Here is a 25,056-nt window from a genome sequence, read left to right as displayed (position 1 = left end):
GCATGTCAAAGACGGCCGTAAAACCCGTGGCTGCGCAGCCGACAGTCCAGCCTGCTCCGCACCCCGCCCAGCTCCATTTCCGCACGCTGCGCCTCGACACGCCCTTCCAGCCGCGCATCGACGCGCTGATGAAGACCAATGACTGGTATGACTGGGGCGGCTATCGCGCCCCTGCCTCGCTGTGGGACGAGGAGCTGGAATATTTTGCTATACGCAGCCAGGCGGCGCTGTTCGACATCTCGCCGATGACGAAATACCGGATAGAGGGGCCGGACGCCGAACGTTTCCTCAACCGCCTAACCCTGCGCGACGTGACGAAACTGAAACCCGGCCGCGTCCACTACACCGCCTGGTGCGACGACGAAGGTTTTGTCCTCGACGACGGCACGCTGTTTCGCCTCGCGCCAAACCGTTTTCGGCTCTGCTGCCAGGAGCGGCATCTGCCCTGGCTGCTCGACAGCGCCATCGGCTTCGATGTCACCGTCACGGAAGAAACTGAAGCAGTTGCCGCACTCGCCCTGCAAGGCCCGACCTCCTTCGCCATTCTGCGCGAAGCCGGTTTCGAAGGTGTGGAGCGGCTGAAAGTCTTCGACCTTGCGGAGTTCGCGCATGAAGACGGCAGCGTCACCATCTCGCGCACCGGCTTTACCGGCGATCTTGGTTATGAACTGTTCGTCGAGACGCGCTTGGCCGTCAGCCTCTGGGATCGTCTCTGGCAGGCCGGGCAGTCGCGAGGAATCCGCGCCATCGGCTACACCGCGCTCAACCGCGCGCGGCTGGAGGCCGGGCTGATCGTCGCCAATGCCGATTTCGTCACGGCCGAACACGCCATCCGCGCCGACCGCGTGCGCATGCCCGACGAGATCGGGCTGGGCTTCATGGTCGATCTGGAAAAGGGCCATTTCAACGGCCGCCGCGCCATCGTCGAGGCGCGCGCCAAGGGCAGACTGCAGCACGTCCTTGTCGGGCTGGAGATCGAGGGCAACATTCCCGCCGAGCACGCCATCGTCTATCATCGCAAGAAGAAGGAGGTCGGGCTGGTGAGCGCGGCCATCTGGTCGCCCATGGCCAAGCGCAACATCGCGCTGGCAAGCCTGGAGCGGCCCTATGGCGACACGGTCACCGACGACCTCTGGGTCGAGATATATGCCATGCGCGAGCTGAAATACGAACGGCTGATGAAGCGGGCAAAGGTGGTGGCGCGGCCCTTCATAAAGCTCGACCGCCGCACCGCGAGCCCGCCTGCGGAGTTCTGAACATGAACGACGCCGAATTCGCCGAACAGTGGCGGCTCGTAAACACGCCGCTCGGTGAGGAATGGTCCGGCCGCACGCGCTATGCGGCGGCGATGTGGTTCCACAAGCGCGGCGACATGGATGCCGAGACGCTGGAGGTCTACCGCATCTGCTCGCGGCTGGACTCGACAGACCCGCTGCCGATCATCCGCGACCGCGGCGTCGGCAGGGAGTGGTTGAAAAGGATGGAGGCGCAGCAATAGCGCCGCGCCTCGCGTCTTGGGGACAAATTACCCCTCCAGCACATCCGCCCATTCCGGATGCCGGCGGAACTGCGATGCCGCGAAGGGGCAGAGCGGGATGATCTTTACCCCCGACGCACGCGCATCCTCGACCGCCCGCGTCACCAGCCTCAGGCCGGCGCCCTGCCCACGAAACGCATCCGGCACGCCGGTGTGATCGATGATGATCCGGTGCTCGCCGATGCGGGTGAAGGTCATTTCGGCCTCGGCGCCGTCCGGCCCCCGCAGCACGTAGCGCCCCTTGGAGCCATTCTCCTCGAGTTCGATCCCGGCTGTCGTATTCTCGCTCACGTCCGAACCTCCTGACCTTGTGCGGCGCGATAGGGCGCCAGAAAATCCCTGGCCGCGACAAGCTCGTTCTGCCGCATCTCATGGCCGCCCTCGTGCCATTCCAGTGTGACATCGGCGCCGTCGGCGCGCAAATAGCTGGCCAAGCGCGTGGTCAGCTCGGGCGGACAGATCGGATCGCGGCGTCCAGCGGTGACGAGGATGCGCTTTCCGGCAAGGCTGCCCTTCACTTGCGGCTCGAACGGGATCAGCGGATGCATCAGGATCGCCGCGTCGAACAGCTGGGGCTCGGCAAAGACCAGCGATGCCAGGATATTGGCGCCGTTGGAAAAGCCGATGCCGATGACCGAGGAAGGGCGCGCCTCTTCGACATGCGCCTTAACGAAGCCTGCCATCTTGGCCGTGCGCGCGGCAAGGTCGGCCATGTCGTAGACGCCTTCGCCGGTGCGGCGGAAGAACCGCGCCGCGCCGAATTCCGAAACGTCGCCGCGCGGTGAAATCGCGGCGACGCCGGGCAGCAGGTCCAACCCCAGCCCCAGCATCTGGTTTTCGTCGCCGCCCGTGCCGTGGAACAGGAAAGCCAGCGGGCCGCCGGGCTTTCCTCGCAACTGCGTGTAGGTGTAGCTGTCCTTTGCCATATCGTTCTCCTGCGCGGGCTTCATGGCCCGTTCCGCAGCCCTCGCTTCGAGTTCTCTCAAAGCGTGGGCTGCCGTTTGTCGGTTCACATCAATCGCCCAGCGGCTGCAGATGCTGTTCCAGCCACGGGCGCAGATGCGCATGCTGGCTCGGCAGCTTCAGCGCTTCGCCGAGATGGGCGGTGTCCTCGTCGCGGTTGAAGCCGGGCTCGTTGGTCGCCACCTCGAACAGCACGCCACCGGGGGTGCGGAAATAGATCGCCCAGAAATAGTCGCGGTCGATCACCGGCGTCACCTGATAGCCTGTGTCCATCAGCGCCCTGCGCACCTCGAGCTGCTTGGCCCGGTTCTCCACCGCGAAGGCCACGTGGTGCACCGAGCCCGCGCCGAGATCGGCATAGGGCACGCCGGGCAAGGTCTCGATGTCGACGAAATCGGCGCCGTTGCCGTCCTTCACCGCTAGGCGCTTCACATTTCCGGCAGTGTCGACCTCCTCATAACCCATGAACTTCAACAGCTCCTCGGTCGCGCCGGCGTCCTTCAGCCGCAGCGATACCGAATGGAAGCCGTGGATGGCGTCGTCGCCCGGCACCCCGCCCTTCAGCCAGGGCAGCCGTTTGTCTTCCCTGACCTCCACGAGGGCAAAGCTGTCGCCGTCGGGTCCGTCGAAGACGAGCCGGTTCTCGCCGAACAGCGCCTCGCGCTTCAGCCCGGTCACGCCCTGTTCGGCAAAGCGCTTCTCCCAGTAGCCGAGCGTGCCTTGCGGAACGGAATAGATCGTGGTGCCAACCTCGCCGGTGCCGGGGCGGCCCTTGCCGATGTTCGGGAAGGGAAAATAGGTCATCACCGTGCCCGGCGTGCCTACCTCGTCGGCATAGTAGAGGTGATAGACGTCGGGCGCGTCGAAATTCACCGTCTTCTTCACGCGGCGCAGGCCGAGCTTGTGGGTGAAGAAATCATTGTTCTGGCGCGCATCCTTGGCCATCGAGGTGACGTGATGCAGGCCCTTGATCTGATCCAGCATGTTTTTTTCTCCCGTGTTCGCCGTGCAGCGCTTGCTGCTTTCTGCCCCATATGTCGGTCAAAACGGCTCGGTGGGAAGACGCCGATAGCAGAATGGACTGTATACGATATTTGAACGATCAAACATATGTCGTTCACTATTAGTGGGACCGGTTCGACTTGCGCCGTGCCGAAAATTCGGCTCCATGTTCTGGACGCATGATGGGGGAAGCGCGCGTGGCAGGCAAAGGCAATCGTCCAAACATTCTTCTGATCACCTGCGACCAGTGGCGCGGCGAATGCCTGTCGGCGGCCGGGCATGGCGTGGTGAAGACCCCCAATGCCGACGCGCTGGCCGCCGAGGGCGTGCTGTTCCGCCGGCATTATGGGGGTGCTGCCCCCTGCTCGCCGGCGCGCGCCTGCCTCTACACCGGCCTCTACCAGATGACCAACCGCGTCTGCCGCAACGGCACGCCGCTCGGCGCCCGCCACGACAACATCGCACTCGCCGCCCGCCGCCTCGGCTACGACCCGACGCTGTTTGGCTACACCGACGTCGCGCCCGACCCGGGAATGCTACACCCCGGCGACCCCTTCCTGCGCAGCTACGAAGGCGTCCTGCCCGGCTTTTCCGTGCGCCAGCTGCTGCCCGAGCACCAGAAGCAATGGCTCTCCTGGCTGGCCCAGCGCGGCATAGATATCAGTGCCGGCAGCCCGGATATCCATCGCCCCGCCAACGGCGCTGCCGGAAACGAGGTGACCAACGCCCCGCCCGTCTATTCGAAGGACGAGACGCCGACCGCCTTCCTCGTCGGCGAGTTCATCCGCTGGCTGGGCGAGCAGGAAAAGGCGCAAGCGTGGTTCGCTCATCTCTCCTTCATCAGCCCGCATCCGCCCTTCATCGTGCCCGAGCCCTACAACACGATGTACGACCCGGCCGACGGCCCGGCCTTCCACCATGCTGGCAACTGGGAGGAAGAAGCGGCAGCGCACCCCTACCTCGCCTATGAATATGAGGCCCAAAAGCGCTCGAAATTCATCCCCGGCGCCGAGGGCAAGGTGCGTGATTGGGGGGACAAAAACCTCCGGCAGATCCGCGCGCTCTATTACGGCATGATCTCGGAGGTGGACGCGCAACTCGGCCGCATCTGGGGCGCCGTCAAGGCCGCCGGCGCGTGGGAGGACACGATCATCGTGCTCACCTCCGACCATGCCGAGATGATGGGCGACCACTTCATGCTCGGCAAGGGCGGCTTTTACGATCAAAGCTACCATATCCCGCTGATCGTCCGCGACCCGTCGCGCCGGCAGGCCGCAGGTACCCAGGTGGAACACTTAACCGAAGCGGTCGACATCATGCCGACGCTTCTCGACCTGCTGGACGAGCATGTACCGGTCCATCTCGACGGAAGCTCGCTAAAACCCTTCATCGAGCGAAAGACGCCGAAAGACTGGCGCGACGCGGCGCATTGGGAGTTCGATTTTCGCTCCGTCTCGAAGGGCACCGCCGAACAGCATTTCGGCATCGGCCCGCGCGACTGCAATCTTTCAGTCATCCGCGGCGAGCGCTTCAAATATGTCCATTTCGGCGGCGGGCTGCCGCCGCTGCTCTTCGATCTTCAGGAAGACCCCGGCGAGCTGCGCAACCTCGCCGACGACCCGGCCTTCGCCGGCGTCCGGCTGGAATTCGCAGAGCGCCTACTCGCCTGGCGCGCCCGCCATCTCGACCAGTCGCTGGCGCTGGTCGAGTTGACCGAAGAAGGCCCCGTCGCCTACGGGCCCTGACGCGAAAAGACCGGCGTGATTGCCGGTGCTTTGCGGCCCGCGCCGAGCCGCGTCTCCGGGCCGTAGCGAATTTGTATAGTCCTACGGAACCTTTTGTCGGCGGCTGCATTTATCCACCGAAAGTCGTATTTTGGCGGTCTTGGACGGAGCCGCCTCCCCAAACGAAAGTGGAGATCGGAAATGCTTTTTGTTGCGGCGCCCAGCCTGGCGGGGGATGCGTTGCGGATCGCGGTGGTCGACGCACATTGCCCTTCCTGCGCGTGAGACGCGAAGATTCGCGTCAAGCTGATTGAAGCAGGTAGAAGAGCGGTGAGGCTCAAAACCTTCCCAAATGTACGGTCTTTACGGGCCGCCGTCCTGGTGGCGTCGGGAGCCTTGGCGCGCCGTCCATATCGCATGCACAGGCGCCTTATGCTTCGGTCGATGAGTTCACTCGCGCGCGGTTCCCGCCGCAGCCGAGATGGCTTTTCAAGACCGTTGCGGACGCTTACAAATGCAGCGGGAGAGGGGTGGGCGTGCAGGTGACTACAGCACCAGATTTACCGGCCGACGTTTTGCTGGCGGTCAATGACGATCGGCGAAACGCGGTATTGCGTGGCCTCGAGGTGCTGGAAACGGGAGACGATCACGATTTCGACCGGGTGACGGAGCTCGCCGCCTCGCTGATGGGCACGTCGGCAGCTTTCATCAGCCTTCTCGACACGGAACGCCTGTGGTTCCGGGCAGGATTCGGCGTGGGGAAGCAGGAGATCGAGGAAGTCCAAATCCCGGTCGGCCTATCCTTCTGCGCCCATGCTGTCGCAGCCGGCGACACGGTTCTGGTGGTGCCGGACGCCGCCGCCGACCCACGCTTCACCGGAAATCCGCTGGTGGCCGGCAAGCGCCTTCGCTTCTACGTAGGCGCACCTATCATCGTGTCGGGCCAGCCCATTGGCACCTTGTGCGCAATAGACTGCGTGCCGCGGTCGAGGCCGGATGACACACGGCTCAGCCAGTTGCAGGCGCTCGCCGCCCTCGCCGCCAGCCTGTTCAAGCTGAAGGAGGACAACCACGCCGGCTTGGCCGCTCGGGCCGCCCTCGCGCACGAGCAGGAGCGCCGCGTCGTCGCCGTCGAAGCCGCTTCGCTGGCAAGCTGGGCCTGGGATTTGCGCACCGACACGATCGAGTGCGACCCGCTGTTTGCCGAACTGCTCGACCTGCCGGCCTCGTCGCGGCTCACCGCCCGCCACATCTTCCGCGCCATCGACCGCCGCGACGTCAAGAAGGCCGAGGCCGAATTCCGCACTGCGCTGGCAAGCGGCGAGGACTATGTCGGCGAATATCGCGTCGCCGGCGCGCACCCGACGCGCTGGGTGGCCGCACGCGGCCGTGTCATCGAGCGCGACGGGCATGGCAGGCCGACCCTGGTCTTCGGCGTCAACTTCTGCATCACCGAGCGCAAGGCGGCCGAGGAGCGCCAGCGCCTGCTGCTGCGCGAGCTGAACCATCGCGTCAAGAACACCCTGGCGACGGTGCAGGCGCTGGCCACGCAGACCGTGCGCCATTCCCGTGAACCCCGCGAATTCCTGGAGGCCTTCGGCTCCAGGCTTCGCGCGCTCGGCCTGGCGCACGGCCTTCTATCCGACCACGAATGGCGCGGCATCGCGCTTTCCGAGCTGATCCGGTTGGAGGTTCTGCCCTTCGACGACGCCGAGAGCCCGCGCATCCGCGTCTCGGGCGAGCACCTGCTGCTGTCGCCCGACCAGGCGCTCGGCCTCGGGCTCATCCTGCACGAACTCGCGAGCAACGCCCTGCAGCACGGCGCACTCGCCAGTCCCGACGGCGTCGTGGACCTCACCTGGAAGATCGAAGGCCACCGCAGGGCACGGAAGCTGGTGATGGTCTGGCTGGAGAGCGGCGGGCCGCCGGTCGAACCGCCGCGGCGCCATGGCTTCGGCTCGATCCTGATCCGGCGCAGCCTGGCGAAAGTCATTTCCAGTGAGGTCAACCACGAATTCCTGCCCAGCGGCGTGCGGGCGGAAATCTCCATGCCGCTGGCAATGCCGGGTTGAAACCTCCCAGTGCCGCCGGCACGCCCGAGACGACGCATCGCGAGACGCGACGCAAAGGTCCCTCAGCCCTCGCCGCTAATATTCCCGTCGCCGGGCGTGCGCCTGTTCTCGCGATAGATGGCGTAAGCCATGGCCGCCGCCGCCGGTGCGATGACAGCGCCCAGCCCTGCCCGGCTGCGCAGCAGCGCAGGCAGGACGGCAAGCGCCGACGTGGCCGCGATCATGGCCATGTCCTTGTTGCGCCGACGTATCTCAAGCTGCCGCCGGCGGCTCGCCGCCAGCTTGTAGGCGGCCAGCACGAGCCCGCCCAGCACGAGGAAGCCCACGCCGAACGCCAGCGCCGCCTCGATGGAGCCGATCCGGCCCGCCGTCCAGATATAGGCAGCCCCGATCAGGAAGCCGATGCCGCAGAGCGCTGCCGCGCCCGCCAGCAGATAGGCGATCGCCGCTGCCCGCGCCCGACGCACGGCCAGCGCCGTTTCGCCGGAGGCGAAACCCGCGATCAGGGATGCCAGCATCTCCATCCCCCTCGTCCGAGACTCAGCGGCGCGACATCATGGCGAACAGAAAGCCCAGCCCGGCCGCAATCGCCAGCGAGGTGACCGGCTTCTCGCGCACTGTGGACAATACCTGCTCCTCAAAATCCTTTGCATTGCCGCGCAGGCCTTCCATCGCAGCTTCACCCTGCACCCGAAGCTGCTCGACGCCCTCCTTGGCCGCGCGGCGCGCGGCTTTGTAGGAATGCTCGCCGGTCACGTTCAGCTGTTCGGCGAGCTTGGCGATATCGGCCCGCAGCTGCCGGATGTCTTCCTCAAGCTCGGGAACGCTGCCCATGCCGTTGTCGGACTTGGGGGTTCTGCCTGCTACTCCTGCCATGATTCCAACTCCTTGGCTTTGCCTTGCTGCAACGCCGTAACCGGCGATGAAGTTCCCCCGCGTGGCAGAGTTGGGCAGTGAAAGCGCTTCAGAGCCGGTTCGACGGCTCGCACCGGAGGTGGATCGACTTCGGCAATGCCGACCTTATCGCGGCGGTTCAGGCGGCGTTGGATCCGGTGACCTGCGCGGAGATCGCGTCAGGCCCGTATTCGGCCTCTCCGGAAATCTTGAGTATTTCCTGGAGCCGGTTGCGTGCGCGACTGACCCGGCTCTTGATCGTACCGACCGCGCAGCCGCAGATTTCGGCCGCCTCCTCGTAGGAAAAGCCTGAGGCACCGATCAGGATGATCGCTTCGCGCTGATCCTGCGGGAGCTGCTCCAGCGCACCGCGAAAGTCCTTGAGATCGAGAAGGCCGTGCTGGCTGGGATGAACCGCCAGCCGTTCGGTCATCACCCCGTCGCTGTCCTGAACCTCGCGGCCGCGCTTGCGCATCTGCGAGTAGAACTCGTTGCGCAGGATGGTGAACAGCCAGGCCTTGAGGTTGGTCCCCATCTGGAAGCTCTCGTGCTTGTCCCAAGCCTTGACCAGCGTTTCCTGAACGAGGTCGTCCGCCTTGTCGGCGTTCTGCGTCAGGGACACGGCGAAGGCACGCAGGTTGGGGATAGACCCGAGCAGTTCCGCCTTGAACGCAGGAGACACGGACATGCCGATCAGCCCTTCTTCTGACAAGGTTCGGCTTCTTCCAGCTGGGCTAGCAACTGGCTGAAGCGCTCCGGCACCTCGTCGCTCAACAACTGATCATAATATTGCTTCAGTTTGCGGCCAATTTCTGAATTTGCGCCGAGCGGGTCGCCCGAACCCTGCCGGCGCAAAGCGGTGTCTTCCGCACCGACCTGCTGTTTAGTCATTAATATGGTCGTCCCTGTTTCTACCGATGCCCGCTCGCGTCCCAAAAACAAGGCGAACGAACCCGCTATTCGGTTGCCCAATTCCACCCCCCAACGCCGCATCGGCAACTTAGTTCCTCCAAGGCCGGAACTTTTTCGGAAATGCGTCGTTGAAGCCGGTGGTGTTTCAAATTATCAATTCATCTCCATCATGTGAGGGAAGCATCCTATCATGAGTCTGTCGGCAACCATCGCCCCTCATCTACCTTATCTGCGTCGTTTTTCGCGCGCGGTCTCCGGATCGCAACAAAGTGGCGACGCGCTGGTTGCGGCAGTGCTGGAGGCGATCATTGCCGACGTCAGCATCTTCCCCGAAGCATCTAGTGAGCGCATCGCGCTCTACAAGGTCTTCGCCCGCCTGTTTACCACGGTCGCCATCCGTGTGCCGCAGGAAGAAGCGGATTCACCCTGGGAGCAGCGCGCCGCGGCCAATCTGACCGCCCTTTCCCCGCTGCCGCGCCAGGCGTTCCTGCTGGTGGCGGTGGAAGGCTTCAACAATGAGGAAGCCGCCGAGATCCTGGGCGTCACCGAAGCCCAATTCGTCGAGCTTCTTTCCCAGGCCAGCAACGAGATTTCGCGTCAGGTGGCTACCGACATCCTGATCATCGAGGACGAACCGCTGATCGCCATGGACATCGAGGAAATGGTCGAAAGCCTGGGCCACCGCGTTGTCGGCACGGCGCGCACCCACACCGAAGCGATCGCCATGTTCAGCCGGACGCGGCCGAAGATGATCCTGGCCGACATCCAGCTCGCCGATGGCAGCTCCGGCATCGACGCCGTGAACGAAATCCTGACCAGCGCCTCGGTGCCGGTCATCTTCATCACCGCCTTCCCGGAGCGGCTGCTCACTGGTGAACGCCCTGAACCGGCCTTCCTGGTCACCAAGCCGTTCAATCCGGAAATGGTCAAGGCCTTGATCAGCCAGGCACTTTTCTTCGATCGGCAGGCCAAGGCCGCTGCTTGACCTGACCCACCCGGACGCTTGAAAAGGTCGTCCCCGAGGCGGCCTTTTCTTTGAGTCGGCGCGACTTAAGCGCGTGGAACAAAGGCCGCGCTCACACGTTTCAACACCATACCGGCTAAGGAGATGATTGATGCTGTACTGGGCCCTCGTATTCCTCGTGGTCGCTATCATTGCCGGTGCACTCGGCTTTGGCGGCATCGCGGGAACGTCCGCCGGAATCGCGCAAATCCTCTTCTTTATCTTCCTGGCGTTCCTGGTGATCTCGCTGATCGCCGGTCTTTTTCGCAGGGCCCAGTGACATCGAACTTTGCCGAAAATGACGCATTGCTGGCGGCTTTCGAACGGCTGCCGGAGGGTTATCGAACAGCGGCGGTCAGCAAGCTCGGCTCCAATGCCGATGCTGAGCCCGAGCTAACGCAGGGCATAGCGGGAACCCATCACAGATTGAATCGTTCAACCTGCGCGTGGGGAAAGTTGAACGATGATCACGGTCGCCAGCGGACACGAGAAGCACGAAAAGAATGAAAACGGCGGTCGCGCCGCGGTGAAACCCCACACCGGGGGAATCCCTGACCTTGGCCGAGCCCTCGTCCACGCGTTGCGGAACACCGGTATCCTCGTGCTCTATCAGGATCAGGATCTGCGTGTGCTGTGGGCGCAGAACGTACCCAAGGCCTGGGCCGCGGGCGACGTCACCGGCAAGACGGACAGCGATTTCCTGCCTCCTGCGCAGGCTGAACGCATGATATCCGCCAAGCAGGCCGTTCTCGACACCGGCCAGCCGGAAAGCCTGGAAATCACCTTTCCGAACGACGGCGGCCAGCGCTGGTTCGAAGTATGGATCGACCTCGACAAGACCCCGGAGGCTGACACCAACGGCATCGTCACCACCGCCGTTGACATAACCGAGCAGAAGCGCCGCGAGCAGACGCTGAGGGCCCTGCTGCGCGAACTCAGCCACCGTTCGAAGAACCTGCTTGCCATTATCCAGAGCATAGCCACCCAGACCGGCCGCTATTCCGGCTCGATCGACACGTTCCTGTCGCGTTTTCGCGGTCGCCTGCAATCTCTGGCCTCCTCGCAGGACCTGGTCACCTCCTCCAACTGGCGCGGGGCCGATCTGCGAGAGCTCGTCATCAGCCAGGTCGCGCGCTACAGCCCCGATACCAAGCGTGCGGTCGTGTTCGAGGGGATAAACCCCTATCTCAACCCCAACGCCGCGCTGCATATCGGACTGGCCCTGCACGAACTCGCGGTCAATTCGGTCAGTTACGGCGCGCTGTCGCAGAGCGGGGGCTTCGTCACCGTCGCCGCGGAGAAGATAGAGGGGGCGGAGAACGAGCCCTCCCTTTCGCTCTCCTGGACGGAGACGCTCGGCCGTCCGGCCAACAAGCGCGGCGAGAAGCGGTTCGGCAGCGTTGCGCTCGAACATGTCGTGCCGACCTCGCTGAACGGCACCGCCAGCTTCAGCATCGACAACGATACGCTTCGCTACGAACTGGTGGTCCCCGGCGACAGCTTCGAGATCGACTGAGGGCCGTTGCATCTATGCTGGCAGGTCGTGGCTTAGGCCGCTCATGTGCGACAAGCCATGCCCTGCTTTCTCCCAAAAGTACGCTCGATCGGACGTCATTTTTTGGCGCCGACGCCCGAATTGCGGGAACCTGCCGCGCACGGGATCGTTCCCTCGCGGAGAGGAAGCCCCCATGGAACACATCGCTGCTCTTCTGCTCATCATCGGATGTTCGGGCGATCTCAAGCAATGCGGCGAACTGCCGGCTCCGGTGCCGCTCTATGAAACCGAGGAAGAATGCGCCAGCATGCTGCCGAGCGCCTTGCGCGACGCCGAGGGCCAGCGCCCGCGGGTCTACGCCAAATGCGTTTCCGTCGATCCCGCCATGGAGGAAGAGGACGCCCAGCTGACCTGGAAGGTGACGCCGGATGGCACGCTCGATGCGTCGATCTACACATCGGAGCCTGCGCCTGCACCCAGTGAGGTCCATTTCGAAAAGGCCGGTCGCTAGCTAGTAGCCCGGCAAGTGGCAGAGTTCCGGACCGCGCCCAGCTGGGCTGCCGACGCGATAAGCCGTCCTACTTTCTCGAGTTCAGCGGAATGTCAATGTCCACCGAGAGGCCGCCTGCGCCGTAATCGCGCGCGATTGTGCCGTAGAGCTCCCGCTCGATGTTCCGGTCGATGAGCTTGGTGCCGAAGCCCGTCCGGGTCGGCGGGATGACCGGCGTGCTGCTTTGTTCCACCCACGACAGGCGTAGTCGCTTCGGATTGCCCTCGTCAATGATCTCCCACGTGACCTTCAAGGCAGCCATGGAGTCGCCGACCTCGCCGTATTTCAATGCGTTGGTCGCCAGTTCGTGGAACGTCAGGCCAAGCGCCTGGGTCATGGTCTGGTCCAGGAGCACGGTCGGGCCAGAAAGCATGTCGTCAGGCAGTTCCTTGCCGAATACCTGCTGCAGCTCGGTCTCGACCAGCTCGCGAAGATCGGCCTTCTGCCAGCGCGAGCGGGTGAGCATGTCTTGCGAGGCAGCCATGGCCTGGAGGCGCGCGGCGAACGACTTTGAAAATTCCTGGAGATCGGTCGAATGCGCCGCCGTCTGGCGGGCCATGGCCAGCACGCGGGTGATCGAGTTCTTGATCCGGTGCTTCATTTCCTGAAGCATCAGGTCCTTTTCCAGCAGGCTCTTTTCAGTCGTCTCGTGCAGCTGTGAAACGGCGTCGTAGGCGCGCTCCTGGTAGAGGGCGACCATGGCCACCGCCCCGGCCAAAAGCAGGCCGAACAGCCCGAGCATGAGCGGGATGGTGGGCGACGATGGCTCTGAAAAGGTATCGGCCGGGCGGAACCGCAGCGTCCAAGGCTTGCCGCCCAGGACGATGGTCCGCGTCACGCGGAAGTCCTGGCCATAGGCATCCGAGGGCGGTGGCGGCGTCCGGTAGAACAGGTTTTCGTCCTCGATCGGCCCGTCGAACACCTCGGCGCTGATAGGCAGCAGAGGCGCCGACCCCATCGCGGCCTGGAACAGGTCCCCCGTGCGGAAACCCACGAAGACGAGGCCAGTTACCGGCGGCAGGCCGCTGGCGGCCTCCTCCGGCGTCGGCTTGTGGGTGATGCTGGCAAAGATCAGGAAGCCCGGCACTGGTTCCTGTCCGACCCGGCTTTCCTTCCCTAGCAACACGCGCCCCGTGGCCCGCTGCTTGCCGGTGCGGACCGCCAGCTCGATCGCCGAGCGGCGCGCGGGATCGGCGAACATGTCATAGCCGATTCCATCGAGATCGGGGCCGCTCATCGGCTGGTAAAGCAGCAGCGGAGTCCGCCACTTTTGCATCGAGGCCGGAAAGATCTCCCGGTGCACGCCGTAGAGGTGCTTGATCTGGCCTTCGAGCTCGGGCTCGCTCCCCGCCTTGCCAAAGCCCAGGAAGCCGATGCCGCGCAGGCCAGTGAAGTTGTTCTTGATGTCGAGCGCGTTGAAGTATGCCCGGAACTCGTCAGGCGTGACATTGCCTCCGCGTACCTGGAAGATCGCCTGGGTGGATCGCAGCAGGGACAGATGCAGGTCGAGGCGGCCTTCGATGCGGTTCATCGCATCGTCCACCGTCGCCTCGAACTTGAAACGTGCTGCCTCCTCCGAGGCGACATAGGCAAAGCCAGCCATTCCGAGGCTGGCAAATGCGACAGCCAAGAAAGCCGCAAGAGAAATGAATTTCTTCAACGGGCGGGCGCTCATACCCCACCCTTTGTAACGGGTGCCGGAACTATTGCAATCCGCAGCCTGTCAGAACGTTTGTCTATGGTTTCTACGCCGAAACGCGTACCGTCACACCGCATTGACCAAGGCGCCCGGCCCCGGTATCGCGCCGGGCGGACATTTGCCGAGGATGATCATGCCGAGCACCTCGTCCTTGGTCACATCCTCGGTGCGCGCCGTGCCGACGACCTGGCCGTTTTTCATCACGCAGACCCGGTCGGCGAGGTCGAAGACATCGTGGATGTCGTGGCTGATCAGGAAGATGCCGATACCGTCGGCCTTCAGCTGCTTGACGAGTTCGCCGACCTGCGCCGTCTCCTGCGGCCCAAGTGCTGCCGTCGGCTCGTCCATGATCAGGATGCGGGCGTTGAACAGGATGGCGCGGGCGATCGCCACCGACTGGCGCTGCCCGCCCGACAGCTTGCTCACCGGCTCCTTGAAGCGCTGGAAGCGCGGGTTGAGCCGCCCCATCACCTTGCGCGCCTCGGCTTCCATGGCGACGTCGTCCAGCGTGCCCCAGCCGGTCCTGAGCTCGCGGCCGAGGAACAGGTTGGCGGCGGCGTCCACATTGTCGGCCAAAGCCAGCGTCTGGTAGATCGTCTCGATACCGTATTTCTTGGCATCGCGCGGATTGCCGATCGTGGCATCCTCGCCACTGACGAGGATGGTACCGCTGTCGCGCTTGTAGGCGCCCGACAGGATCTTGATCAGCGTCGACTTGCCAGCGCCATTGTGGCCGAGCAGTGCCACGACCTCGCCCGCATGCAGGTCGACCGAGGCGTCGTCCACGGCGCGGATGCCGCCGAAGGCGATGGAGATGTTGCGAAGCTCGACGAGCGGGGTGCGTATCTGGTCCATCGTGGCCTCCCGGTTCAGTGCACGCGGCGGCGGTAGAGCGTGTCGAGCCACACCGCCGCGACCAGCACGATGCCGACGACGATGTTCTGCAGCGGCGTGTCCACTCCCAGCAGCACCATGCCCGACTGCAGCGACTGCATCAGCATCGCGCCCAGCATGGCGCCAGCCACCGTGCCGACGCCGCCCGAGAGCGAGGTGCCGCCGATGACGGCCGCGGCGATCACGAGCAATTCGTCGAGCGTTCCCTGCGCATTCGTGGCCGCGTTCAGGCGCGCGGTCGAGATCGCCGCGCTGATGGCCGCGAGGAAGCCCATCAGCATGAAGATCTTCATCGTCACCCAGCGCGTGTTGATGCCGGCAAGCTCGGCGGCTTCCGGATTGCCGCCGATCGCGAAGACGTAGCGGCCGAAGCGGGTGCGCGTGGTGATGAAGGTCATGATGATACCGGCCGCGATCGCCATCAGCACCGGGATGGCGATGCCGTGGGCGATGAACAGCCCGCCGTCCGGAATGGTGATGTTGTTGGCCTCGGCATATTTCTTCACCGTGCCAGCCGGCCAGGGATAGGAGTTGGCGACCAGGACAGCGGCGAGGATGAGGATGCAGGCGACAGCTCCCAAAAACGTCTCCGCCCAGACGGGGCGGAGTGGGAAACGGAAGCGCTTGCGTTGGTTGCGGCCCGAGACCAGCATCAGGATGACGGCCGCGCAGGCGACGAGACCGACGATCCAGCTCCAGGTCGCGCCGATCGCGCCCTCCGGCCCGCCGCCCATCAGGCGGAAGGTGGCATCCATCGGCGCCACGGTCTGGCCGCTGGTGACCCACCAGGCGGCGCCGCGCCAGACAAGCAACCCGCCGAGCGTGATGATGAAGGCGGGAACGCCGAGATAGGCGATGAGAAAGCCCTGGAAGGCGCCGATCGTCAGCCCGACCAGCAGGCCGGCGGCCAGGGCAATGATCCAGATCGAGGGATCGCCAAGCGAATAGCCGCCAAAGCGCGGCAGGACGATCGCCTGGGTGACGCCCATGATCATGCCGCACACGCCAAGGATGGATCCGACCGACAGGTCGATGTTGCGCGTGACGATGACCAGCACCATGCCGGTCGCCATGACGGCGACCGAGGAGGATTGCACCGACAGGTTCCACAGGTTGCGCGCGGTCAGGAAGGTCCGGCTGTCGAACTCGAACGGACTGACGCCCAAGCGCAGGCTTGAGATGAACTGGAAGCCGATCCAGATGAGCAGCAGCGCGCCGACCATGCCCAGCATGCGCGTGTCGAGTTCGGTCGCCTGGAGGAAGCGGCCGACCGCGCCCGTCTCGGACGCTCGCGCCCGGTCCACGAGCCCATGACCCACGGTGTCCTGCGCCGCGGGTTCCTCAGTTGTCACTTCGGTCATGACGTCCTCCCGCCCGGTCCGGTCTTGCGCCGGTTGCCGGCTGCATCCTAGCGCACGCCCCTCGAAAAACGGAATCGATTTTCCGGAAGCGATCATGTGGGAATTCAAGGTGTTGCGGTGCCCCGCATCGGTGGGCACGCAGCACCGCCGAATGAAACGCCGCGGTTCGTTCAAACCGCGGCGTCGAATGATCCGGACAGCGTCTCGTCCTAGTCGCAGGCCGCGACCGAACCCGCCTTCACGCCCTGGCAGACCACGTCCTTGCCAACCCAGCCGGCGTCGATGACGGCCTTGAGGTTGTCCTTGGTGACAGCGACGGGCTTGAGGAAGACCGACGTCATCTCGACCTTGTTGGGGCCGTCAGACCACTTCACCGCATGCGGGATGTCGTCCATCTTCTTGCCGTCGGCGAGCTGCGAGGCGATCTCGGCAGCCGCCTTGCCAAGCTCACGCGCATCCTTCCACACCGACACGGTCTGCGTGCCGAGCGCGATGCGGTTGAGCGCGGCATGGTCGCCGTCCTGGCCCGACACCGGCACCGAACCGGCCAGGCCCTGCGCGTCGAGGGCTGCGATCGCGCCGCCCGCAGTGCCGTCATTGGAAGCCACCACCGCGTCGACCTTGTTGTCGTTGGCGGTCAGGAACTGCTCCATGTTCTTCTGCGCGTTGGCCGGCAGCCAGCCGTCGGTATAGGCCTCGCCGACATTCTTGATCTTGCCGGCACCGATGGCGTCCTTCAGCACTTCCATCTGGCCGGAGAACAGGAAGTCGGCGTTCGGGTCGGCGCCGTTGCCCTTGATGAAGACGTAGTTGCCTTCGGGCTTGGCCTCGAACACCGACTTGGCCTGCAGGCGGCCGACTTCCTTGTTGTCGAAGGTCAGGTAGAAGGCGTCCTTGTTCTCGATCAGGCGGTCATAGCCGACGACCGGAATGCCTTCGGCCACGGCCTTCTCGACAGCGGGCCCGATCGCGCTGGAGTCCTGCGCCAGGATGATCAGCGCGTTGGCGCCCTGCGAGATAAGGCTTTCCACGTCGGTCAGCTGCTTGGACGCCGAGGACTGGGCGTCGGCGGAAATATACTTGTCGCCCGAGGCTTCGAGCGCGGCCTTGATCGCCGCCTCGTCGGTCTTCCAGCGCTCCTCCTGGAAGTTCGACCAGGAGACGCCAATGATCTTGTCCTTCGCCTGCGCCACGGCAGCCAGCGACATGGACAGAGCAACACCCGCCAGCATGGCGGTTGCAAACTTCTTCATGATTTCCTCCCTGCGCCCCCTCCAGGGCGCGATGACGATGGTCTGCGGCCTTGGTCGAGGCTATTTTTTCGAGCCTCGAAAAAAAGAATGGCGTATGGCCCGAGTTCTGTCAATATCCTTGTATGACCGTTGACGCGGGGCGTGCGAACTGGAATGTGCTCAGCGCTACGGGGCCGGGAGGAATGCCGAACATGTCGACGGCGATCCGTCACGACGATCTGCGCAAGCGCAACCGAGCCATGGTCATCGCGGCCGTGCGGCGCGCGGGCCAGCCGTCCCGCACCGAGATCGCCGGCTCGACCGGCCTCAGCCATTCGACCATTTCCGCGATCTCGGCCGACCTCATCGCCGAAGGCATCCTCGTCGAGACCAAGGGGACGGAAGCAGTCAGCTCGAAGCGCGGCCGGCCCCAGGTGGCGCTGGGCCTTGCCCCCGATGCCGCCGAAATCGTCACCGTTGTGCTCTCCCTCCACCTTCTCGCGGTCGCGGTGGTCGACTATTCCGGGCAGGTCATCGCGGCGGAGGAGCGCCGCCTCGACACGCTGACCATGTCGCGCGAAGCGCTCCTCGGCGACTGCGTGGCCATGGTGTGCCGGCAGATCGAGGCGCGCCGCGCCGCCGGCCGGCGCGTGCTGCGCATCGGCATGGCCGTGCAGGGCATCACCGATTCCGTCTCGCGCATTATGCTGTGGTCGCCGATCACCCCGCACGCGCATCTCGAATTCGGCGACCGGCTCGAAGCCGCCACCGGCATTCCCGTCACGGTGGACAACGACTGCAACATGATCGCGGTGGCGCTGCGCTGGCGCCGGCCCGAGCGCTACCGCAACGACTTCATCGCCATCCTGCTCTCGCACGGCATCGGCATGGGCATGATGCTGAGGGGCGAGCCGTTCACCGGCACGCAGTCGTCGGGCGGCGAGTTCGGCCACATGATCCACCGGCCCGACGGGGCACTGTGCCGCTGCGGCCGGCGCGGCTGCGTGGAGGCCTATGCCGGCAACTACGCGATCTGGCGCAACGCCGGACGCTGGAGCGAGGACGAGGCCCCCCTGGCCGACATTTCGGACGAGGAGATACGGGCTCTGGCCGACCGGGCGCGCGCGGCCGACGGTCCCGAGCGCGAGGCCTTCCGCGTCGCCGGAGAGGCCATCGGCTTCGGCCTCGGCAGCCTGTTTGCGCTGATCGACCCGGCGCCGGTCGCGCTGGTCGGCATCGGCGCGACCGCTTTCGACCTGATCGAGCCGGCACTGCGCGAGGCGATCGCCAAGACCGCCGGCGGCCAGCACAACGGCGAGATATCCTTCGACATCGAGCCCAACGAAGTGCCGCTGATCCGCGAGGGCTGCACCATGAACGCCCTCACCTTCGTCGACCGCGAGATATTCGCGCCCGGCGCCGCGCCGGCAAGCACCGAAGGCGCGGCCTGAACGACGGCTCAGTCTTCGCGGATCGCGTAGCCCGAGCCGCGGATGGTGCGGATGACGTCCGGCATGCGGCCGTGGTTCACCGCCTTGCGCAGGCGCCCGACATGCACGTCGACCGTGCGCTCGTCGATATAGATCGTCTCGCCCCAGACATTGTCGAGCAGCTGGCTGCGCGAGAAGACGCGGCCCGGATGCCGCATCATGAATTCCAGCAGGCGAAACTCGGTGGGCCCGAGCTTGATCTCGGTCTTGCCGCGATAGATCCGGTGCGCCTCGCGGTCGAGCATGATGTCGCCGACCTTGAGCACGCTGGACAGGACCTCGGGCTTGGCGCGGCGCAGCAGCGCCTTCACCCGCGCCATGAACTCGGGCGTGGAGAACGGCTTGACCAGATAGTCGTCGGCGCCGGTGGAAAGGCCGCGCACGCGGTCGCTCTCCTCGCCGCGCGCCGTCAGCATGATGATGGGCAGGCGCTCGGTCTCGGGCCGCATCCTCAGGCGCCGGCACAGTTCGATGCCGGAAACCGCCGGCAGCATCCAGTCCAGCACCAGAAGGTCCGGCACGTTTTCCTGCAGCCGGATCTCGGCCTCGTCGCCGCGTGGCACGACCTCGACCTGATAGCCTTCCGATTCCAGGTTGTAGCGGAGCAGGACGCCGAGCGGCTCCTCGTCCTCCACCACCATGATTTTCGGTGCAATCATCATTTGGAAGCTCTGCCTCAGACCGCCGGCGTCGCCAGCGAGGTTTCGTCGAGCTTCGGCCGGTTTGGCGGAAGCTGCTGCCCGGTCAGCACGTAATAGGCGTTTTCGGCGATATTGGTGACGTGGTCGCCGATGCGCTCGAGATTCTTGGCGCAGAACAGGAGATGCGTGCAGGCGGTGATGTTGCGCGGGTCTTCCATCATGTAGGTGAGAAGCTCGCGGAACACGGCGGTGTATTTCACGTCGATCTTCTCGTCCGCGGCCCGCAGCGTCTTTAGCCCCTCGGGCTCGCGCGAGACATATTTGTCGACCACGCCGTTGACCTGGTCCAGCACCATGGCCGACATCGTCTCGATCGAGTGGGCAAGGCTGCGCGGCATGGCGCTCTCGCCCACGGCGTTGACGCGCTTGGCGATGTTCTTGGCGAGATCGCCGATACGTTCGAGATCGCCGGCCATGCGGATGGCGCCGACCACGGCGCGCAGGTCCTGCGCCATGGGCTGGCGCTTGGCGATCAGCGTGATGGCGCGGTCGTCCAGCTCGCGCTGGCGGGCATCCATCACCGCATCGTCGGAGATCACGCGCTGGGCCAGCGCGTTGTCGGAGTTTATCAACGCCTGGATCGAGGCGCTGACCATCGCCGCGGCAAGGTCGCCCATGTCCCTGAGCAGGCGGTCGATGTGCCCGAGATCCTCGTCGAAGGAGGTGACGGTGTGTTTGCCCATGATGCTGGTCCTCGCAATCTGCGCGTGGGGTTCGGCCAAGCGGCGGCTCAGCCGAAGCGCCCGGTAATATAGTCCTGCGTGCGCTTGTCGTCGGGGTTGGTGAACATCTTGTCGGTCTCCCCCTCCTCGACCAGCTGGCCGAGATGGAACATGGCGGTGCGCTGCGACACGCGCGCCGCCTGCTGCATGGAGTGGGTGACGATGACGATGGTGTAGTTCTGGCGCAGCTCGTCGATCAGTTCCTCCACGCGCGCGGTGGCGATGGGGTCGAGCGCCGAGCACGGCTCGTCCATCAGGATCACCTCCGGCGACACCGCGATGGCGCGCGCGATGCACAGGCGCTGCTGCTGGCCGCCGGACAGGCCGGTACCCGGCTCGTGCAGGCGGTCCTTCACCTCATTGAACAGGCCGGCCTTCTTCAGGCTGGTCTCGACGATCGCGTCGAGGTCGCCCTTCTTGCGGGCGAGGCCATGGATGCGCGGGCCGTAGGCGACGTTCTCGAAGATCGACTTCGGGAACGGATTCGGCTTCTGGAACACCATGCCGACGCGGGCGCGCAGCTCCACCACGTCGATCTTGGGATCGTAGATGTCCTCGTCGTCGAGGGTGATCTTGCCGGTCACGCGGGCGCTGTCGATGGTGTCGTTCATGCGGTTGAGGCAGCGCAGGAAGGTCGACTTGCCGCAGCCCGAGGGGCCGATCAGCGCCGTCACCTGGTTCTCGCGCACGTCGAGGTCGACGTCGAACAGGGCCTGCTTCTCGCCGTAGAACACGCTCACCTTGCGGCCGCGCATCTTGATGGTTTCGTTGGGCGTACCGTTCATCTTGTCGTTCACCGCGCTTTCGAGTGCCGTTTCGGTCATGATGTTCATATTACAGGTCCCCACCTACCAGCGCCGTTCGAAGCGGCGTCGAAGCACGATCGCCGTGATGTTCATCGCCATCAGGAAGATGAGCAGGATGATGATGGCGCCCGACATGCGCTCCACGAAGGCGCGCTCGGCCTCGTTGGCCCACATGTAGATCTGCACCGGCAGCGCGGTCGACGGCTCCAGCGGCGTCCCCGGATAGTCGGCCACGAAGGCGACCATGCCGATCAGCAGCAGCGGCGCCGTCTCGCCCAGCGCGCGCGCCAGGCCGATGATGGTGCCAGTGAGGATGCCGGGGGCCGCCAGCGGCAGGATGTGCTGGAACACCATCTGCATCTTGGAGGCGCCGAGGCCCAGCGCCGCCGAGCGGATCGACGGCGGCACGGCGGCAAGGGCCGCACGCGTGGCGATGATGATGGTGGGCAGCGTCATCAGCGTCAGCACCAGACCGCCGACCAGCGCGGCCGAACGCGGCAGGCCGAGGAAGTTGATGAACACCGACAGACCGAGAAGGCCGAAGACGATCGACGGCACCGCGGCCAGGTTGTTGATGTTGACCTCGATGAGGTCGGTTAGCCGGCTCTTCTTGGCGAACTCCTCGAGGTAGATCGAGGCGGCGACACCGATGGGCAGCGCCAGCAGCAGCACGATCACCATCATGTAGAACGAGCCGATGATCGCCACGCCCATGCCCGAGGTTTCCGGGCGGCTGGAGGCGCCGAAGCTGAACAGGCCCTTGTTGAAGTGCTCGGCCAGCGAGCCGTCGGCGGCGAGCTGCTTCATCCAGACGATCTGCTGGTCGGACACCTTGCGGCGGCTTTCGTCGACCGACAGGTCGATCTGGCCCTTGAAGGCGGAATCGATGTTGGCGGCGGCGAGGATGGGCACGTTGCGGGTGGTGCCGATGATCGACGGGTCGTCCGCCACCACCGCACGCAGTTGAGCCCGCACGCCATCCGAGAGGAAGCCCTTGAGCTTGCGCGCCGCCGCCTTGTCGTCCGGGGAGATCCCCAGCTTGGTCAGCAGCGCGCTCTCGGCCAGTTTGGGATAGTTGGCCGTGATCAGCACGTTCGGGTCGGTCGCCCGCTTGTTTTCCGGGTCGATGATGTTTTGGTCGAAGGTGATCGGCAGCGTCACGGTCGTCTGCCAGAAGGCGGTGTAGCCCTTGCTGACGATGGAGACCAGCATGACCGCGAGGAACACGATGCCGACCGAAACCGCCAGGATGCCGTAAAGGCGGAAGCGGCGTTCGGCGGCGTAGCGACGCTTCAGCCCGATGTCGCGGCGCGGGCGGGTAACGGTACCGTTGGCAATGCCGTTCAAGGGGATGTCGGTCATTCGTACTGTTCCCGATACTTGCGCACGATGTAGAGCGCGAAGATGTTCATCACCAGCGTCAGCGCAAACAGCGTGATGCCGAGCGCGAAGGCCACCAGCGTCTGCGGCGAGTTGAACTCGAGGTCGCCGGTGAGCTGGTTGACGATCTTGACGGTGATGGTGGTCATCGCCTCGAAGGGATTAAGCGTCAGGTTGGCGGCCACGCCCGCGGCCAGAACCACGATCATGGTCTCGCCGACGGCGCGCGAGGCCGTCAGCAGGATGGCGCCGACGATGCCCGGCAGCGCGGCGGGCAAAACAACGCGCTTGATCGTCTCCGAGCGCGTCGCGCCAAGCCCCAGCGAGCCGTCACGCATGGCGCGCGGCACGGCGGTGATGATGTCGTCGGAGAGCGAGGAAACCACCGGGATCAGCATCACGCCCATCACCAGGCCGGCAGTGAAGATGCTCTGCGCCTGGATGAAGCCGGTGCCGCCGGCAAGGGCCGCGCTCAGATCGCGCAGGAAGGGCCCAAGCGTCACCAGCGCGAAGATACCGTAGACGATGGTCGGGATGCCAGCGAGCAGTTCGAGCGCCGGCTTCACCACCGCGCGCAGCCTCGGCGAGGCATATTCGGCCATGTAGACGGCCGACATGAGCCCCACAGGCACCGCCACCAGCATGGCGACGAAGGCGATGTAGAGCGTGCCGGCCAGCAGCGGGATCAGGCCGAACTGGCCTTCCGAACCGCCCGAGCCGGCGGCGGCGAAGCGTGGATCCCACACCGTGCCGAAGAAGAAATTGGCGAGCGGCACGCTCTCGAAGAAGTTGATGGTCTGGAACAGCATCGACAGCACGATGCCGATGGTCGTCAGGATCGCGATGGTCGAGGCACCCAGAAGGGCCCACAGCACGATCGTCTCGACATTGTTGCGCGCCCGCGCGCGCACGCGGATCTGCGAAAGGCCGAAGGCCGCACCCGCCAGCGACAGCGCCAGTATCGCCACCGCACCCACCGTGCGCAGCGTGTCCTGCGTGCGATTGGCGTCGACCGCGATCGGGATCATGTAGTCCTGGGTGTCGGGCGCCAGAGCCACGCCGCGCGCGGCCAGAAGCGGCTGCAGTTCGGCGAAGCTGGCCGGCGGATTGGCCGCCATCTGCGGATCGAGACGGCGCAGGCCATTGGCCAGGCTCTTGGTCAGGCCGGCCGCCAGCGACCGGCTGGCAATCGGGCTTTCGGCCGTCTGTTCGGGCAGTTGCCCCTTGATGTGGGCTTCTAGATAGAGGTTGGAGCCGACACCCCAGGTAATCAGCAGAAGCAGCGCCGGAAGCGTGGCCAGCAGGGCAGCCCACCAGCCGTGGTAATGCGCGCGGGAGTGCGGCTTGACCGTGCCGTCATCCTGCCCGATGGCGCGCTGTCGCCCAAGGAAGAAGGCGACGGCGCCGATGCCGAGCACAGCTGCGAAGACGAACATCAACGACATGAGCAACTCCGGGGTGGCAGACAGCCTTGGGGCGCCGAGGTTGGCGCCCCAAGGCTTCGATATGTCTATTACATCGTCTTGCCGGCGGCGAAAGCCTCGCGCTGCTCGTTGCGCTCGGCTTCCGGAGCGGAGACCAGGCCGTATTCGGCCAGCGGGCTGTCCGGGCCGATCATCTGGTCGTCGAGGAAGAAGTCGACATATTCCTTCAGGCCCGGCACGACGCCGAGATGGGCCTTCTTCACGTAGAAGAACAGCGGGCGCGAAACCGGGTATTCGCCCTTGGCGATGGTCTCGGTCGACGGCACGATGCCTTCGACGGTGGCGACCTTCAGCTTGTCGGCGTTGTTCTCGTAGAAGGCGAGGCCGAACACGCCCACGCCGGTCTTGTTGGAGGCGATGCGGGCGAGCGTCTCGGTGTAGTCGCCGTCGATGTCGACAGCCTTGCCGTCCTTGCGTACGGCCACGCAGGTCTTGGCGGCAGCCTTGTCGTCCTGGCCGGCAGCCTTGATGGCGTCGAGCGCGCCGGTGGCCTTGCAGCCGGCCGAGAGCAGCTTCTCTTCGAAGACTTCACGGGTGCCGTGCTTCTCGCCCGGAATGTAGGCGGCGATGTCCCAGTCGGGCAGGTTCGGGTTGACCTGGTTCCACTTAGTGTTCGGGTTGTCGACCAGCTTGCCGTCGACGACGATCTGGGCGGCCAGCGCCTTGTAGACGTCGGTCGGCGTCAACGCCCAATCCGGACCGTTGATGTCGGTGGCGAAGACGATGCCGTCATACCCGATGCGGACTTCCTGGATGTCCTTGACGCCGGCTTCGGCGCAGGACTTCAGCTCGTCTTCCTTGATCTTGCGCGAGGAGTTGGCGATGTCGATGGTGTTCTCACCGACGCCCTTGCAGAATTCCTTGATGCCGGCACCCGAACCGCCGGACTCGACCACCGGGGTCTTGAAGTTGGTGAAGGTCTCGCCGAAGTTCTCGGCAACGATCTTCGCATAGGGCAGCACGGTGGACGAGCCGGCGACCTGGATCTGGTCGCGGGCGGCGGCGATGCCGGCGGACGCGGAAAGCGCGAGCGCTGCGGCCGAGGCCATAAGGAAGTATCTGGTCATGAACCCTGACTCCTGTCGGAATTTGTTGCAACGCTTTTCGCGTCGGCAGAGGCCTTACCGACGGTATG

Annotated in this window: 26 protein-coding genes; 9 read left to right on the top strand and 17 right to left on the bottom strand. The window is 64.9% G+C overall.

The features are described from left to right. Positions 1-2 precede the first annotated feature (2 nt). Positions 3-1,256, top strand: a complete 1,254-nt coding sequence (locus ABLE85_RS12545; RefSeq protein WP_348793061.1) for an aminomethyltransferase family protein — start codon at positions 3-5, stop codon at positions 1,254-1,256. Between the two features lie 2 nt (positions 1,257-1,258). After that, the gene (locus ABLE85_RS12540; RefSeq protein ID WP_348793060.1) at positions 1,259-1,498 is read left to right on the top strand and encodes a hypothetical protein; all 240 of its coding nucleotides are present in this window, start codon (positions 1,259-1,261) and stop codon (positions 1,496-1,498) included. A 27-nt stretch (positions 1,499-1,525) separates the two neighbouring features. Here the strand turns inward: ABLE85_RS12540 and ABLE85_RS12535 are convergent, their stop codons facing one another. The 3 genes from ABLE85_RS12535 to ABLE85_RS12525 all read right to left on the bottom strand — a co-directional run bounded on the left by ABLE85_RS12535 (position 1,526) and on the right by ABLE85_RS12525 (position 3,484). Then, a complete protein-coding gene (locus ABLE85_RS12535) occupies positions 1,526-1,828 on the bottom strand; it encodes a GNAT family N-acetyltransferase (protein ID WP_348793059.1) in 303 nt (100 codons plus the stop codon). Beyond that, on the bottom strand, positions 1,825-2,463 hold the full coding sequence (locus tag ABLE85_RS12530; protein ID WP_348793058.1) for an alpha/beta hydrolase: 639 nt from the start codon (positions 2,461-2,463) through the stop codon (positions 1,825-1,827). The genes ABLE85_RS12535 and ABLE85_RS12530 overlap by 4 nt, the downstream gene beginning before the upstream one ends. An 88-nt stretch (positions 2,464-2,551) precedes the next feature. Continuing rightward, on the bottom strand, positions 2,552-3,484 hold the full coding sequence (locus ABLE85_RS12525; RefSeq protein ID WP_348793057.1) for a VOC family protein: 933 nt from the start codon (positions 3,482-3,484) through the stop codon (positions 2,552-2,554). Positions 3,485-3,699: 215 nt separating this feature from the next. Between ABLE85_RS12525 and ABLE85_RS12520 the strand changes: the two genes are divergently transcribed. After that, a complete protein-coding gene (locus ABLE85_RS12520; RefSeq protein ID WP_348793056.1) occupies positions 3,700-5,247 on the top strand; it encodes an alkaline phosphatase family protein in 1,548 nt (515 codons plus the stop codon). A gap of 509 nt (positions 5,248-5,756) precedes the next feature. Then, positions 5,757-7,298 (top strand): HWE histidine kinase domain-containing protein, encoded by a 1,542-nt coding sequence (locus ABLE85_RS12515; RefSeq protein ID WP_348793055.1) that lies wholly within the window; start codon positions 5,757-5,759, stop codon positions 7,296-7,298. A gap of 62 nt (positions 7,299-7,360) precedes the next feature. Here ABLE85_RS12515 and ABLE85_RS12510 read toward each other — a convergent pair whose 3' ends face one another. From ABLE85_RS12510 to ABLE85_RS12495, 4 genes are all read right to left on the bottom strand, one after another. Then, positions 7,361-7,822 carry a hypothetical protein gene (locus ABLE85_RS12510; RefSeq protein ID WP_348793054.1) on the bottom strand — a complete coding sequence of 154 codons (462 nt, stop codon included), beginning with the start codon at positions 7,820-7,822 and terminating at the stop codon, positions 7,361-7,363. A gap of 16 nt (positions 7,823-7,838) precedes the next feature. Beyond that, complete coding sequence (locus tag ABLE85_RS12505; RefSeq protein ID WP_348793053.1) at positions 7,839-8,174, bottom strand: hypothetical protein; 336 nt, start codon at positions 8,172-8,174, stop codon at positions 7,839-7,841. Between the two features lie 157 nt (positions 8,175-8,331). Continuing rightward, complete coding sequence (locus tag ABLE85_RS12500; RefSeq protein WP_348793214.1) at positions 8,332-8,880, bottom strand: RNA polymerase sigma factor; 549 nt, start codon at positions 8,878-8,880, stop codon at positions 8,332-8,334. Positions 8,881-8,885: 5 nt separating this feature from the next. Then, on the bottom strand, positions 8,886-9,083 hold the full coding sequence (locus tag ABLE85_RS12495; protein ID WP_348793052.1) for a NepR family anti-sigma factor: 198 nt from the start codon (positions 9,081-9,083) through the stop codon (positions 8,886-8,888). A gap of 211 nt (positions 9,084-9,294) precedes the next feature. Here ABLE85_RS12495 and ABLE85_RS12490 point away from each other — a divergent pair, with 211 nt between their 5' ends. The 4 genes from ABLE85_RS12490 (at position 9,295) to ABLE85_RS12475 (ending at position 12,113) form a co-directional block, all read left to right on the top strand. Then, a complete protein-coding gene (locus ABLE85_RS12490; protein ID WP_348793051.1) occupies positions 9,295-10,089 on the top strand; it encodes a response regulator in 795 nt (264 codons plus the stop codon). Positions 10,090-10,219: 130 nt separating this feature from the next. After that, a complete protein-coding gene (locus ABLE85_RS12485; protein ID WP_348793050.1) occupies positions 10,220-10,387 on the top strand; it encodes a DUF1328 domain-containing protein in 168 nt (55 codons plus the stop codon). Positions 10,388-10,570: 183 nt separating this feature from the next. Next, positions 10,571-11,623 carry an HWE histidine kinase domain-containing protein gene (locus ABLE85_RS12480; RefSeq protein WP_348793049.1) on the top strand — a complete coding sequence of 351 codons (1,053 nt, stop codon included), beginning with the start codon at positions 10,571-10,573 and terminating at the stop codon, positions 11,621-11,623. A 172-nt stretch (positions 11,624-11,795) separates the two neighbouring features. Continuing rightward, on the top strand, positions 11,796-12,113 hold the full coding sequence (locus tag ABLE85_RS12475) for a hypothetical protein (RefSeq protein WP_348793048.1): 318 nt from the start codon (positions 11,796-11,798) through the stop codon (positions 12,111-12,113). Between the two features lie 67 nt (positions 12,114-12,180). On the opposite strand, the gene ABLE85_RS12470 is transcribed toward ABLE85_RS12475, so the two are convergent. The 4 genes from ABLE85_RS12470 to xylF all read right to left on the bottom strand — a co-directional run bounded on the left by ABLE85_RS12470 (position 12,181) and on the right by xylF (position 17,359). Then, entirely contained in the window at positions 12,181-13,827 is a 1,647-nt protein-coding gene (locus tag ABLE85_RS12470) for a CHASE domain-containing protein (RefSeq protein ID WP_348793047.1), read from the bottom strand. Between the two features lie 90 nt (positions 13,828-13,917). Continuing rightward, positions 13,918-14,706: an ATP-binding cassette domain-containing protein gene (locus ABLE85_RS12465; RefSeq protein ID WP_348793046.1), complete on the bottom strand. Its 789-nt coding sequence runs from the start codon at positions 14,704-14,706 to the stop codon at positions 13,918-13,920. A 14-nt stretch (positions 14,707-14,720) separates the two neighbouring features. After that, the gene (locus ABLE85_RS12460) at positions 14,721-16,106 is read right to left on the bottom strand and encodes a sugar ABC transporter permease (RefSeq protein ID WP_348793045.1); all 1,386 of its coding nucleotides are present in this window, start codon (positions 16,104-16,106) and stop codon (positions 14,721-14,723) included. A 209-nt stretch (positions 16,107-16,315) separates the two neighbouring features. After that, positions 16,316-17,359: a D-xylose ABC transporter substrate-binding protein gene (gene xylF, locus ABLE85_RS12455; protein ID WP_348793044.1), complete on the bottom strand. Its 1,044-nt coding sequence runs from the start codon at positions 17,357-17,359 to the stop codon at positions 16,316-16,318. A gap of 191 nt (positions 17,360-17,550) precedes the next feature. On the opposite strand from xylF, the gene ABLE85_RS12450 reads away from it, so the two are divergent. Then, positions 17,551-18,789: an ROK family protein gene (locus tag ABLE85_RS12450; RefSeq protein ID WP_348793043.1), complete on the top strand. Its 1,239-nt coding sequence runs from the start codon at positions 17,551-17,553 to the stop codon at positions 18,787-18,789. Positions 18,790-18,797: 8 nt separating this feature from the next. Here the strand turns inward: ABLE85_RS12450 and phoB are convergent, their stop codons facing one another. From phoB to ABLE85_RS12420, 6 genes are all read right to left on the bottom strand, one after another. Next, the gene (gene phoB, locus ABLE85_RS12445; protein ID WP_348793213.1) at positions 18,798-19,487 is read right to left on the bottom strand and encodes a phosphate regulon transcriptional regulator PhoB; all 690 of its coding nucleotides are present in this window, start codon (positions 19,485-19,487) and stop codon (positions 18,798-18,800) included. A 17-nt stretch (positions 19,488-19,504) separates the two neighbouring features. Then, on the bottom strand, positions 19,505-20,212 hold the full coding sequence (gene phoU, locus ABLE85_RS12440; protein ID WP_348793042.1) for a phosphate signaling complex protein PhoU: 708 nt from the start codon (positions 20,210-20,212) through the stop codon (positions 19,505-19,507). A gap of 47 nt (positions 20,213-20,259) precedes the next feature. Next, positions 20,260-21,084, bottom strand: coding sequence for a phosphate ABC transporter ATP-binding protein PstB (pstB, locus tag ABLE85_RS12435; protein ID WP_348793041.1), 825 nt, complete (start codon positions 21,082-21,084; stop codon positions 20,260-20,262). Between the two features lie 15 nt (positions 21,085-21,099). Next, positions 21,100-22,419, bottom strand: coding sequence for a phosphate ABC transporter permease PstA (pstA, locus tag ABLE85_RS12430; RefSeq protein ID WP_348793040.1), 1,320 nt, complete (start codon positions 22,417-22,419; stop codon positions 21,100-21,102). Beyond that, complete coding sequence (gene pstC / locus ABLE85_RS12425) at positions 22,416-23,882, bottom strand: phosphate ABC transporter permease subunit PstC (protein ID WP_348793039.1); 1,467 nt, start codon at positions 23,880-23,882, stop codon at positions 22,416-22,418. The genes pstA and pstC overlap by 4 nt, the downstream gene beginning before the upstream one ends. A 68-nt stretch (positions 23,883-23,950) precedes the next feature. After that, on the bottom strand, positions 23,951-24,988 hold the full coding sequence (locus ABLE85_RS12420; RefSeq protein WP_348793038.1) for a substrate-binding domain-containing protein: 1,038 nt from the start codon (positions 24,986-24,988) through the stop codon (positions 23,951-23,953). Between the last annotated feature and the right edge of the window lie 68 nt (positions 24,989-25,056).

Origin of the sequence: Mesorhizobium sp. KR1-2, from assembly GCF_040045035.1 — a bacterium.
Taxonomy (GTDB): Bacteria; Pseudomonadota; Alphaproteobacteria; order Rhizobiales; family Rhizobiaceae; genus Pseudaminobacter.
The sequence above is the reverse complement of the archived record's forward strand: the minus strand, read 5'-3'. Positions and strand labels throughout refer to the sequence as shown.